The sequence below is a fragment of the Lacihabitans soyangensis genome (genome assembly GCF_024343775.1).
GTDB classification, from domain to species: Bacteria; Bacteroidota; Bacteroidia; order Cytophagales; family Spirosomataceae; genus Leadbetterella; species Leadbetterella soyangensis.
In genome coordinates, this window is record NZ_RJUF01000011.1 from 1 (window position 1) to 13721 (window position 13721).

The window sequence follows — 13721 nt, forward strand, 5'->3', positions numbered from 1 at the left end:
AATGTCAATTCATATTAGAAATGATTAAAGCCACATTCCTATTCAATCAATTCAATTTATCACAAATTTGAAAAATCCCATTTATTGAATTGTCTCCGGATTTATCTGGAGATGACAAATATATGAAATCCAATTAGGCTTTAGCCAAAATATTAGAAATGATTAAAGCCACATTCCTATTCAATCAATTCAATTTATCACAAATTTGAAAAATCCCATTTATTGAATTGTCTCCGGATTTATCTGGAGATGACAAATATATGAAATCCAATTAGGCTTTAGCAAAAATATTAGAAATGATTAAAGCCACATTCCTATTCAATCATTTATTTGATAAAACATTATATTTTTGAATCAACACAATTTTTGAATTCCCTCCAGATTTATCAGGAGGCCGAAACAAATTCATTTTGAAATGGGCTTAAGCCACATTCCAATTCAATCTTTCTTTGAATAAATTATCATGATTTTGAATTATTGCAATTGTTGAATTGCCTCCAGATTTATCTGGAGGATAAAATATGATTATCATTGTTTGGCTTTAGCCAAAACCTTAGCCTTCAAATTTTTGGAATCCAAATTTCCTTATAAACTCATCATATTCTTGTTGAAATGTTTTCTTAGAATGATGTTCTTCCTGATTTTTGATATAATCTCTTACTTTATCAATTACTGATTCTGAAACAGAAACCGCAAAATACTCATCCTGCCACTCAAACTTTTCTTTTGTTAAACCTTCCTTGTTTATCCAAAATGATGATTCTCCCTTTAGCAATTGTATCACTTTTTGAATACTTTGATCTACCCCCAAAGAAACCAAACAATGGCAATGGTCAGAGTATCCATTCACAAAATCGACGAAAATACCTTTCTTTTTAGCATTTTCACGAATATGATTCCAAACTTTGATTCTCAATTCTTTATTATCAAGAAACTGAGTTCTATTTTTTGTACTCCAAACAAAATGGATGTAAACTTTGACAAATGGCATTTCAAAACGAATCTAGGTTGTGAATAGAGATTTCAAATCTATGAAAATTTAACTAAATCACTTTACAATATTAAAATGGCCCAATAAAACTTTTTCAAAAATCTTAGAATCCACAAATAAATTCCATTTCCCCACCCACCCCTTTGCCCCAAACAGAAAATTCTTTACCTTTAATATTCATTTACAAACCATTCTAAACCTCTCTTATGAAAAAACAATTAGCCCTATTATTAATTTTTGTAACCCTTTGCACTTTTGGCCAAAAGAAAAAGACGGCTGCTGTGACCGAAAAACCAAAAGTGGTTGCAGTCACTGAAAAAGGACCTGACCTATCTGGCTTCAAGTTTCGTTCAGTGGGTCCATCCTTCATGAGCGGCCGTATCATAGATTTGGCCCATAATCCAACCAAAAGCTCAGAATATTATGTAGCCGTGGCCTCTGGAGGGGTATTTAAAACTACCAATGGCGGTACAACATTTCAGCCCATTTTCGAAAACTATGGTGCATTTTCGGTGGGTTGTGTCACACTCGACCCGCAAAATCAAAATGTGGTTTGGGTTGGCACCGGCGAAGCCAATAACCAACGTAGCGTGGGCTATGGCGACGGCATCTACAAGTCTGAAGATGGCGGTAAAAGCTTTGTCAACATGGGTTTGAAGGACTCCCAACATATCGGCAAAATCATCATAGACCCGAAAAACTCTGACATTATTTATGTAGCATCTTATGGTCCATTGTGGAATAGCGGTGGCGAAAGGGGCGTTTACAAATCTATCGATGGCGGAAAAACTTGGACTAACGTTTTGAAAATCAGTGATCACACGGGGGTAGCCGATATCGTGATGGACCCAAAAAACTCATCTGTATTATATGCCTCTGCTCACCAACGTCAACGCAAAGGCTACGGCTATGTGTCTGGTGGTCCTGAAAGTGCCTTATATAAAAGCACCGATGCAGGTGCCACTTGGAAGAAAATCAACAATGGTTTCCCAGGAGGCGACATCGGACGTATTGCTATAGCCATTTCTCCGATAAATACCGATGTACTTTATGCTCATCTGGAGGCTACAACGGGCAACAACGGCTCCTACAAAAGCACTGACCGTGGTGCAAGTTGGATAAAAATGAGCTCTTATGCTTCTTCAGGTCTATATTATGGTAAAATCTACCCTGACCCCGTTCAGTTTGATAGAATCTTTGTCGGCGATGTTTATTCTAAATATTCAAACGACGGCGGCAAAACTTGGGTGAACCTCAACCACCAAAACATCCATGTAGACAACCACATCATTACCATAGACCCAAAAGACAACCAACATATTTTTATGGGCGGAGATGGCGGTTTGTATGAATCTTTCAATTTGGGACAAAACTGGCATTTTAAGCAAAATTTATCGATCACGCAGTTTTACAGAGTGGCTCTTGACAATGCATTTCCGTTTTATAATATTTATGGAGGCACACAAGACAACAGCAGTTTCGGAGGTCCGAGTCGTACGACCAACCAAGCGGGCATCACCAACAATGACTGGTACCTTACAGTGGGCGGTGATGGATTTGAATCGGCAGTGGACTGGAGCAATCCCGACATCGTATATGCTCAATGGCAGCACGGCGGACTGATACGTTACGACAAAAAAACAGGCGAACAAATAGACATCAAACCCGTGCCTTTGGAGGGTGAGCCAGCACTACGCTGGAACTGGGACTCTCCTTTGTTGGTATCCAAATACGATGCAAAAAGACTTTATTTTGGTGCGAACAAAATTTACAGATCAGACGACAGAGGAAATTCATGGAAGTTGATTTCGGGAGATTTGAGCCGACAAATAGACCGCAATAAATTACCTTATATGGATAAGGTATGGAGCATGGATGCCGTACAAAAAAATACCAGTACGTCTATCTACGGCCAATCTACCTTTATATCTGAAAGCCCCTTGGATGAAAATATTTTATATGTAGGTACAGACGACGGCTTGGTACAAGTAACCACCGATGGTGGCAAAACTTGGACCAAAATAGACAACATTCCTGGCGTACCCGCTATGAGTTACGTACCACAAGTCATTTGCTCTCAGCATGATAAAAATACAGCCTATGTGGTATTTAACCACCACCGATATGGCGATTTCAAACCATATTTGGTAAAAACAACCGATGGCGGAAAAACTTGGACCAGCATAAGCGGTAATTTGCCTGAACGTGGCTCGGTTTATACCATTGCAGAAGACCATGTGGACGGCAACTTGCTATTTGCTGGAACTGAATTTGGACTTTTTGCTAGTCTGAATGGTGGAAAAACTTGGACACAGATGAAAAACAATTTGCCAGTGATAGCCATCAAAGATTTGGAAATACAAAGAAGGGAAAATGACTTGGTTTTGGCCACCTTTGGTAGAGGATTTTATATTTTAGACAACTATGCAGCCATGCGAAGTATTTCTAAAACTGAAGGAAAAGAAGCCTTGATATTTCCCATAAAATCTGAATGGGCATTTAACCAAAAAGATCCGCTTGGAGGGAGAGGAACTGGTACCCAGGGCGATAGCTATTACACGGCTGAAAACCCACCAGTTGGAACCACTATTAGATATTTTGTAAAAGAAACACCCAAATCTTTGAAAGATAAAAGGAAAGAAAATGAAAAAGCCCTATTAGCCAAAGGGGAGTTAAAAGGCTATCCAAGTTTGGACTCTATCGTGGCTGAAGAAAACGAAATTTTGGGTGCTTATTACCTCACTATCACAGACGATAAACAAAACACTGTGCGTAGATATCAAGTGAAACCCAAAAAAGGAATGAACGAATTTTTATGGAATTTCAGTACTTCTAATGGGTTCTCCATAAACACTGAAAATAACGCTGGAGCCAATGATGGCTTGCCTGTCATTCCCGGAAAATATGCCGCTCAATTGAGCTATTTTGATGGTAATACCGTAAAAACTTTGACGGATGCAGAGCCTTTTGAAGTAAAAAGTTTGGGCTGGGCTACTTTACCCATTCAAGATTACCAAGCTCTACAAACCTTCGCCAATGAGGTAAAAGACTTTGCAAGAGTGGTATTTGGCACGAGCGAGCATGTGGCATTTTTAAAAGAAAAGCACAAGGCACTGAAAGCGGCTTTGCTGGCCAATCCAAATTCTAAACTAGAAAACATGGCGGCTCTTACCCGGATGGAACTTGAATTCCAGAAAATAAATTTAGCTCTTGATGGAAACGAGGCCTTGGAAAAACATCAGTTTGAGGTATTACCAGGAATTTCAGACCGAATAAGAACAATAGTTTTCGGTATGTATGGTCATTCAACTGAGCCAACCTCTACCCAAAAACAAGGTTTGGCTTATGCGAAAAAGCTTTTCGGAGATACCTACAAAAGTGTAGCTCAGTTGGATAAAACCATGACCGATCTTCAAAAATCACTTGAAAACAACAAAATACCTTACATCCAAGGCTCTCTGCCTAAGTGGGATTGATTTTTACTTATAGACACTAAAAAACGAAGCTCAGTTTTGGGCTTCGTTTTTATTTTATGAAGAAATTAGTTTTTGATTATTTGTAGATACGCTGCATAATCTGCTCACCCACTTTGGGTCGATAATGCGAAAATTCATAGTAATTGGTTTTAGGTTTTGTGAACTCGTTTATACCTGAAAAATCAAAAACAAATTCACTTCCAAATATGCTGTTAAGAACATTCAGATCTGTTAAATTAAACTTTACCTGACTATATAAAGGGCTGATAACCAGCCTATAATTTGTGTTGTGTTTGTCAAAAATGGCCTTTATTTCTTGTAACATTTTCCTCTGTTTGTCTGAAATTTTCGCCAGAGTATCACTTCTGAACAAGCCATCTCGAATAGGCAACAAGTGAGCCATTTTCTGATAATATTCGGTTTCCGACTCTGCCAACATACCGTCTAATTCTACCCATTTGGTTTCGTTACTTAAGGGCAAAATTTTAGATTTGTATGGCTCTATAACACCCAACATAAAAGGCGAGTATTTCCCCGAAATCAAATGCGTGTAATAGCAAAACAAAAATTTTGGAGTCAAGTAACTCTTCAAAAACTCCCAATGAAATTTGTAAAAACTCTCTCCTGATAAAGCGGGATGTTTAATAAAAAGGTATCCTTTTGAATTGGTTTCGGTCATGAAAGTTTCATCTTTTTCGACCACGATCAACACATTTTTGAGTTTCAATCCCAAAGAATCTATCAACTTTATCTTTTTGTAAATACCGTAGATAGTCTCGCTGTAAGCATCATAGGTGAAAATGTTTGAAGAATCAGGAAGATGCTTTCGCCATGCCGAATGTTGGAAAGCAACAGTTCTCGAGCTACCGAAAATATAGGAATCATATTTTTGGTTGGTATAATTTCTCAAAAAATTAGTCGTGGAAATGAAGTCTTTGTTTCCACTTGTTAGCTTGTTTGAATAATCCTTATAGTCTTTGATTACATAAAAAGGGTCGAAAATCAGGTAAGCAGCTAATAAAATGGCCAAAATTCCACCACCAACAGTACCAAAATTATAAATATCCTTAAGGAAGTTTTTCATTGTCAAAATTGGAAATAGATGAAAGTCTGTTCATTACCGCTCTTATAAATCATAACCAATATCAAAAAATAATAAAATGACCACCTCAATATTTTAGAACGTCCTTTTAATAAATTTTGCAACGCGAAGTCGCCGTCTTTACCAAACCATTCAATTATCAAGAAGAACAGTACAAAAACAGCCACAATGTATGAGTTTTCGATATATTGAAACGCTGGAACGGTGAAAAATGACAAGGAGAAAATTTGGGAAAATATTAATTTTATCTCTGAAATAGACTCAATTCTGAAGAATATCCAAATTAGAGACACCAGCAAAAAGGTCTTAATTATTCTGAATCCATCTAAAATACCCTGCTGGAAATCATTTTTAACCCACTTACTTACAGCGATATCGAAGTGCCCGGTAAAAAGTTTCGGCATAAGAAGAAGCCAATTCGCCAAACTCCAAAGAACAAAATGCCAGCTGGCTCCATGCCAAAGTCCGCTAATACAAAATACAAAAAACACATTGAAAATTCTTCTAATTCTCCCGTGATCACTTCCCCCCAGAGGAATGTAGAGGTAATCTCTGAACCAGGAACTCAAAGAGATGTGCCACCTCCGCCAAAATTCCACCAAACTTTTTGCAAAATAGGGATAGGCAAAATTTCGAATCAGGTTAAAACCCAATAATTTGGCAGTTCCACTGGCCATCTCAGAGTAGCCAGAGAAATCGGCGTAAATTTGGAATGAGAAAAATATAGCCCCTAAAAAATAAGTGCTGCCCGAAAGTATATCTGCATCATCAAATATCAAATTTGCAAAAAAACCACAGTTATCAGCAATAACTAACTTCTTGAAAAGTCCCCAAAGAAATTGACATATTCCCTCCTTTGCCAGCAAGTAATCAAATTTTCGAGCCTTTTGAATTTGAGGTAAAAGGTGTGTTGCTCTTTCAATAGGACCTGCCACTAGTAATGGAAAAAAACTCACAAAAACGGCATAAACTACAAAGTCCTCTTCGGGTGAAATTTTACGTGTGTAAACATCAAAAATATACGAAATACCATGAAAAGTATAGAAAGAAATACCAACAGGAAGTATAAGATTCAATAAAATCGGGTCAACTTTCCAGCCAAAATGACCCAATAATTGAGCAAACGAAGTAGAGAAGAAATCAAAATATTTGAAAACTCCCAATAGACCTAAATTAATGACTAAACTTAGGATAAAGAAATTTTTACGTTGAGAATCAGATCGGCTATTATGAATAAAATGAGAAAGAAAATAATCCAAAACAGTAGAAAAAAGCAACAAAAATGTAAATCGCCAGTCCCAAAATCCATAAAAGATGTAGCTAGCTACAAATAATAGTATATTTTGTTTTGTCAGATTTTTCTTAAAAACAAACCAATAAAGTGTGAATACTGACAGGAAAAATGGAATAAACGCAAATGAAACAAAGGACATCTTTTGCCTATTTTTTAGGTAAAAGTATCAACTGTAATTTGTCAAAAAAACTCCATTCCATAAATCTAATAATATTCTAATTAATCTCTAACAAGTATATAATATTGAATAATAGACACTTACGCCATTTTTAATCCAACGCAACAGAAGAAATTTGGTAGTTCTTCAGAAATAAGGTGCTACTATGAAACCCCGCCTCAATTCACCAAAAAATAAAATATCCTACAGGCATTACCTAAACTTTTCGGATTCTTCTCACTGTCAATTTTTACAGTCAACTTATGCCTTTTATCTTTCAACTTATCATCCAACACCAGATACCACGGCAAATGTAAAGAGCTGCTCCATTGGGTATATAAATCTAACTTTGGGTATTGTTTTCCGTCAATGCTATATTCCAAAACTCCAGCATCTGGCCCTGAGGCTATACAGATTCCTACGGCAGTTCCTGTAAAATCCAGCGTAAATTCACTACCAACTTCAGTAGATACAAGGGCTGGGATATCCACGAATTGTTTTCGGGTAGAAACACCATCGTCGGGCCTCCAAGACTGCTCAATCTTCCAATTTTTAAGTGTCTTTGCTTTTTTAATATCAAAATAATCACCCCTAAAGTAACTGAAAACATCTAATTGTTTTAGTAAAACCCTTGGGCGAGAAGTGGCTGTGAAGTCAGTATTTTTATAGCAATTATTCAAAAAAGTCTTCATTGATCGAAAATACACCTCTTGTCCAAATACTGAAGGGTGTAAATCCTTGAAGTCATCTTTCCAATTAAACTCCCCCGCAAGAATTCTATCCGTTACCTCCTTGGCTAGATTTATCTCGCCAACATTGTAATACTCAGCTACACGATTGTGATTTTTGATTTCCTCGGGTTCTTTTCCGGCATTGTAATCTGCCATCTTCTCAGGATCCACAAAATGCATCACCAAAACATCCATCATTGAGTTTTCCAACAACGCATGCCTAATGATACCTTCCATGCCGCGAATCTGAGCTACCGAACTAAAACCGTTGGTTCGGTCATTTACGGCAGCCTCCTCAATGAGCAAATCAATCTTTCCCTTCGAAAAAACTTCCTTACCGATTCGAAAGGCCCCCGGTGTACTGCCTGTAGAAGCTATTCCAGCATTTATGAATTCAAATTTTGTTTCAGGAAACTTCTCCTGGAGGTACTGTGAAAACTTATCTCTCCAACCTGAACTCTCGGTAATTGAGCCACCCATAAATGCCACCCTACCAAACTTCTCTTTTTGAAATTTTCTAAAACTATTGGCCAAACCACCTCTAATTTGATGATATTTAGCAGGGTCTAAAACTGTTTTTGAAGGTACCGAATTCTGTTCTATAAAATCGGCAATTTCCTCAGGGTTTTCTATCAAAAAATGATGCCCTTGTAAACTTTTTTCACCTTTGATCATTGGCCAAACGGTAGCCTTGCCACCTAGTTTTATATAGTTTTCTACCAAACGAAACGTATTTTCTTCATTAGGTACAATCATGTCTTCTAGGCTGATAGCATGCAAAATAGGCACTTTGCAGGCGGCCAAACCTTTCAAATTATCCATAGGTTGATCAGAAAAACTCTGTGCCTCGGCTTCCGTAAATTTATAATTTTGTAAAAGCGAATTCCAATCGTCTTTGGAGCCATGCCGCATGGGCCACGACTTGAAATCACATACAGGTGCTTCTGCATAAATACAACTGACTTTCAATGGATTTCGCTTCGCCCATGCGTATACATAAAGCCCACCCCTACTCACTCCCTCTAAGGCAACTTTGGCGGCCAATCGCCTTTCTGACACCAAAAAATTGTAGAAATCGTCCCAGATTTGCATAGCAGTTGGGCTTCCAAACATATCGTTGGTATTAACATACGCCACATGAAATCCTCTTTCGAGCAAAATCGAGTCTGTTTCAGTATGCCAATCCGGAAAATGTGCCCGCCAAACCCATGGATTTCCGAAAGCGGACACTTTAGGTTTCATCAGCCAAGCCGGTCTTCCTTGAAAATCGAAATACTCCCTTGAAAAACCTCTAATAGTTTCAGTTTTTTGACCAAAAACCAAATTATTGAAAATAAACAAAATTAAAACCGAGAGGATATTTCTTGACATTTTGATAGAGTTGAATAAATATAAAATTATACAAAAACCACGTATTTAGTAGAAAACAATGGGGATATTTCAACGAATATGTTGATTTTTAACTAGGACAATAAATTTGGAAGAAATACTTTATTTTTGTGTTATCTGAACCAAAAAAATGCAAACAAGCAACCTCTCCAAGCAAACCCGATTTTATCGAAAAATACACAAATGGCTGGCTGTGCCGATGTTTTTAGTGATGTTTGTGATTGGAGGCACGGGTTTGCTTCTGGGCTGGAAAAAACAAACCGCTCTTTTGCCCAAAACTCAGAAAGGAGCCACAGAAAACAGTGGAGATTGGATAAAAATTGACAGTTTGGTTTCGGTGGCAAAAGCTTATTCTAGAGACTCTCTAAAAAAAGATGATGAAATAGACCGAATAGACATCCGACCACAAAAAGGTATAGCCAAAATAGTTTTCGTAAATCATTTTACAGAATTGCAGCTTGACTGTAAAACCGCCGAGATACTTTCTATAAGTACCAGAAAATCAGACTTTATTGAAAAAATACACGATGGTTCAATTGTAGATTACTTCGTAAAAACATCGAAAGACCAGTTCAAACTTTTCTATACTACGGCTGCCTCTTTAAGTCTCATTTTGTTGTCTTTCAGTGGTTTTTGGCTTTGGTATAATCCGATTAGGATTAAGAGAAATAAAAAGTAAGCCTAAATAATATTCCAAAAATGTAATTTAGTTTTGAAATGGATTTATGCGTAAATTATACCACAAAGTTTAACGAAGAAGGCACAAGGTTTTACTAAGATTTTTTTTTGAAAATATATTTTCTTTGTGTCTTTAGTGGATCCTGCATTCAACTTTGTGGAATAACGAAGAATCTTATTTGTACTTTAAACTAAATAAAAGGTTTCATTTCCAAACAATTAAGTAATTTATTCAAATGAAAAAACTCAAATTTCTTCTTTTTCTTCCTGTTTTGACATCGTGTAGTTTGTTGTTCCCTCAAAAACCTCTAGAGCAATGGCCAGTTGGTGCATGGAAATTTGAGCAGGCATATTTTATGGACAATAGACAGAAAATACCGATTGACCATCTCGAAGATAAAACAATAGATTTCAAAAACAACCGCACATTTGAACTTAAAAACACTCAAAATGAGATAGTTGATATTGGTAAATGGAGGATATCCGACTTTGGATTTAATGTGGATTATGTCGATTCCACTGGCATGAAATCCTCCTCTGATTCTAAAAAAATAATGGCCATTTTTTCCAACCAAAATCTAGACATTTTGGGTGAAGTTAGCTTCTCGAAAAAAGGCCTCAAAATTGAAGATCGAGACGGAAAATACCACAAATACTTTATTTTGAAAAAGAAAGAATAAAATTTTCAGATTTCATGTCCAATTTCATACTTTCTGATTGTCTTCTAGGCATTAAACAACAAAATTATGGACGAATATGTATTAATTATGAGGCATGAAAATGCCACTGGACAAGTTTCACCAGAGCAAATGCAGGCTTGGATGCAACAAACCATGGATTGGCTTGGCGGTATAGCCGCTCAAGGTAAATTGTTAGAAACTGGCAACGGTCTTTCGTTTGACGACGCCCGTGTGGTGGGCCATGGTGGTGTAGTTACCAACGGCCCATTTGGCGAAATAAAGGAAACTATCGGTGGTTATGTGATTGTAAAAGCGGAGTCAGTTGAAGAAGCCGTCGAATTTGCCAAAGGAAGTCCTGTTTTACAAGGCCCTGGCAATACTTTAGAGGTCAGAAAAGTAGCCAAACATGATTTCAAATAAGTCTCCATATAGATTAGAGACCCTTTTTCATGAATACCGAAAAGCTCATACCGCACTTGTTCAGAACAGAATCGAGTAAAATCTCGGCTGTTTTGAACAAGCATTTCGGTATTAAACACATTGAAATTGCTGAGGATATTGTTTCTGACACGTTTTTAAGTGCTTTAGAAACTTGGCCTTACAAAGGAATTCCCGAAAATCCCAAAGCTTGGCTTTACGCGGTTGCGAAAAATAAGAGTAAGAATTACTTAATCAAATCAAGTAATTTTGAAAAAACTATTTCCCAAGAAATATTACAGACTTCGGAGTTATCGACCGAAATAGACTGGTCAGAGAGAAATATTTCCGACAGTCAACTGCAAATGTTGTTTGCGGTTTGTCACCCAAGTATTCCAGCAGAATCGCAAATTGGTTTGGCCCTAAAAATTCTTTGTGGCTTTGGCATTGACGAAATAGCCGCAGCATTTTTGACTAACAAAGAAACCATTAACAAAAGGCTATTTAGAGCGAAAGAAAAACTAAAATCGGAGCAAATTAAACTCGAATTTCCACCAGAAAACCAAATAGAAAAAAGAATCAACACCGTACTGCTGACCTTATACCTGCTTTTCAATGAAGGATATTATTCTGAAAATCAAGACGATGTTATTAGAAAAGAGCTTTGTTTGGAGGCCATGCGGCTATTAGAAATGCTGATTGAAAGTTACGCACATACAATACCAAAAATCCATGCCCTGTATGCGTTAATGTGCTTCCATAGTTCAAGATTAGATGCCAGAAAAGACGATACCGGTCAACTAATTCTTTATCAAAATCAAGATGAAAATCTTTGGGACCAAACCCTTATAACTAAAGGAGTTTTACATTTGCACAAAGCCACCGGGGGCGATAGTGCCTCCAGATATCATATTGAAGCCAGTTTGGCGTTTTGGATGACGCAAAAAGAAGATACTTCAGAAAAATGGCACCAAGTACTAAAACTTTATAATCACCTCTTGTTTATAGAATACTCGCCCATTGCGGCTCTAAACCGTACTTTTGCATTATCCAAAGTGTATCGAAATGAAATAGCTATTGCCGAAGCCGAAAAACTAAAACTTGAAAGCAACCCCTTCTACTTCAGCCTCTTAGCAGAGCTATATCGGCAAATCGATCGACAAAAATCAAAACAACATCTAGAAAAAGCCATAGAACTTTCAAAATTAAAACCACAAAAAGAATTGCTTCAAAAAAAGATAGCAGAATTAAACATTTGAAATAATTTCTAGAAAAAATTTGGAAAGAAGAAAATTAATATTTCACTTTGTATCACAAAGTACTTTTAGATATAAACCTGAAAGGTTGCTATTTTTTCTTTGAATACTTTGTGAGAAAAGACTTTTATAGAAAATTACAATTCAATGAAAAATCCAAAAAACCTCTCGTTTTTCTTCTGTCTCACTGTTTACTACTTTATATTTTGGCAAGAAAACATAGCCTTAAATCTCTTTATTTTTGATATTCTGTTGCTTGGTTTCAGCTACCAGCAAATGCCAAAAAATCTAAAAACCAAGATACTCCTCACCATAGCATTTCTTTCATCGGCTTCAGTTCCCTTGATTAATACCGATGCCAGTATTCTGATAAATGTCCTCATTATGGGTGTTGTTTTGGGTTATAGTTTACTTCCTGAAATAAATTCGGCAGTAAGTGCTGGATTGGTATTTTTCATTAATATCACACTAAATATAAGACACTTAGCAGCTCCCATAACGAACTTGTTTGAAGGAATGGCATCAAAATCTACATTGTTCGATCAGGTTTTAAAAATCATAAAAATCGGAGTTTTGCCCGTTGTATTGTTTGTTGTATTTCTGGTGCTTTTTCAGAATGCCAACCCCATTTTTCTTGAAAAAACCCTGTTCCTACAGAATGCTCTAGAAACTTTTTTTACGAATTTCCCAACATTCTCAGTTCCAAGAACGGTATTCACAATCTTTGGTTACATATTTTTAGCAGGCGTATTTTTCAATCGAAATTTCCAATTCGGTCATAACTATTTCACAAACAAAAACACATCCATAGAGCCACCAACTGAAAGCATCAAAAACGACATGTTTCAAACGGCCACAATCAGCCTTTTCACTCTAAATGCCCTTTTACTAAGTGTAAACTTCATTGACATACAATACCTTTGGTTCAATTTTTCAGTAACCAGTGCTCCAGAAATGTCAAAACTGGTTCATTCGGGCACTTACCTATTGATTGTAAGCGTAATAATCTCAATAATCGTTCTACTTTTCTTTTTCAAAGGAGATCTAAATTTCCATAAAAAAAGCAAAATTTTGGTGGTTCTCGCTATAACCTGGATAGCCCAAAACGCCATATTGGTGGGATCGGTATTTATTAGAAATTTCAAATACGTAGAAATGTATGGGCTCACACACAAGAGAATTGGAGTGTATATTTTTCTTATTCTAACCCTAGTAGGGCTATTTACAATTACTTGGAAAATCATAAAAAAGCAAAATTTCAATTTTATATTCATTTACAATTCTTGGGCATTTATGGTTGTGTTCTTAATTGTAAGTTTTGTCGATTTCGATAAAATAATTGCAGAAAACAACCTCAAAAGGCCCAATTGCGATATGGAATATGTCAAAAGTCTTTCAATTCATGCGATTCCCTCCATTCTCAAATATCATCCCGAACTAAAAAAAGAAGATCTAAAAACTTACAAAAGATATAAGCAAGAGAGTGAGAATTTCACATGGCTTTCTTGGACTTTGATAGATTATAGACTTCAAAACTTAAAATAAAATGC

At 36.6% G+C, this 13721-nt stretch carries 10 protein-coding genes; 6 read left to right on the forward strand and 4 right to left on the reverse strand.

All coding sequences use genetic code 11. The features are described from left to right. Positions 1 to 553 precede the first annotated feature (553 nt). The gene (tnpA, locus tag EGI31_RS05985; protein ID WP_255036276.1) at positions 554 to 991 is read right to left on the reverse strand and encodes an IS200/IS605 family transposase; all 438 of its coding nucleotides are present in this window, start codon (positions 989 to 991) and stop codon (positions 554 to 556) included. A gap of 206 nt (positions 992 to 1197) precedes the next feature. Here tnpA and EGI31_RS05990 point away from each other — a divergent pair, with 206 nt between their 5' ends. Next, a complete protein-coding gene (locus EGI31_RS05990; RefSeq protein ID WP_255036277.1) occupies positions 1198 to 4467 on the forward strand; it encodes a WD40/YVTN/BNR-like repeat-containing protein in 3270 nt (1089 codons plus the stop codon). A 76-nt stretch (positions 4468 to 4543) separates the two neighbouring features. On the opposite strand, the gene EGI31_RS05995 is transcribed toward EGI31_RS05990, so the two are convergent. From EGI31_RS05995 to EGI31_RS06005, 3 genes are all read right to left on the reverse strand, one after another. Continuing rightward, positions 4544 to 5551 (reverse strand): hypothetical protein, encoded by a 1008-nt coding sequence (locus tag EGI31_RS05995; protein ID WP_255036278.1) that lies wholly within the window; start codon positions 5549 to 5551, stop codon positions 4544 to 4546. A 2-nt stretch (positions 5552 to 5553) separates the two neighbouring features. After that, the gene (locus EGI31_RS06000) at positions 5554 to 7002 is read right to left on the reverse strand and encodes an MBOAT family O-acyltransferase (RefSeq protein WP_255036279.1); all 1449 of its coding nucleotides are present in this window, start codon (positions 7000 to 7002) and stop codon (positions 5554 to 5556) included. A 197-nt stretch (positions 7003 to 7199) separates the two neighbouring features. Next, a complete protein-coding gene (locus EGI31_RS06005; protein WP_255036280.1) occupies positions 7200 to 9122 on the reverse strand; it encodes an SGNH/GDSL hydrolase family protein in 1923 nt (640 codons plus the stop codon). Between the two features lie 148 nt (positions 9123 to 9270). On the opposite strand from EGI31_RS06005, the gene EGI31_RS06010 reads away from it, so the two are divergent. The 5 genes from EGI31_RS06010 to EGI31_RS06030 all read left to right on the forward strand — a co-directional run bounded on the left by EGI31_RS06010 (position 9271) and on the right by EGI31_RS06030 (position 13716). Further along, entirely contained in the window at positions 9271 to 9819 is a 549-nt protein-coding gene (locus tag EGI31_RS06010) for a PepSY domain-containing protein (protein WP_255036281.1), read from the forward strand. 235 nt (positions 9820 to 10054) lie between these two features. Continuing rightward, complete coding sequence (locus tag EGI31_RS06015; protein WP_255036282.1) at positions 10055 to 10498, forward strand: hypothetical protein; 444 nt, start codon at positions 10055 to 10057, stop codon at positions 10496 to 10498. 66 nt (positions 10499 to 10564) lie between these two features. After that, entirely contained in the window at positions 10565 to 10918 is a 354-nt protein-coding gene (locus tag EGI31_RS06020; protein WP_255036283.1) for a YciI family protein, read from the forward strand. Between the two features lie 29 nt (positions 10919 to 10947). Further along, positions 10948 to 12174 (forward strand): RNA polymerase sigma factor, encoded by a 1227-nt coding sequence (locus EGI31_RS06025; protein WP_255036284.1) that lies wholly within the window; start codon positions 10948 to 10950, stop codon positions 12172 to 12174. 144 nt (positions 12175 to 12318) lie between these two features. Continuing rightward, complete coding sequence (locus tag EGI31_RS06030) at positions 12319 to 13716, forward strand: DUF4153 domain-containing protein (protein ID WP_255036285.1); 1398 nt, start codon at positions 12319 to 12321, stop codon at positions 13714 to 13716. The last annotated feature ends 5 nt before the right edge of the window (positions 13717 to 13721 follow it).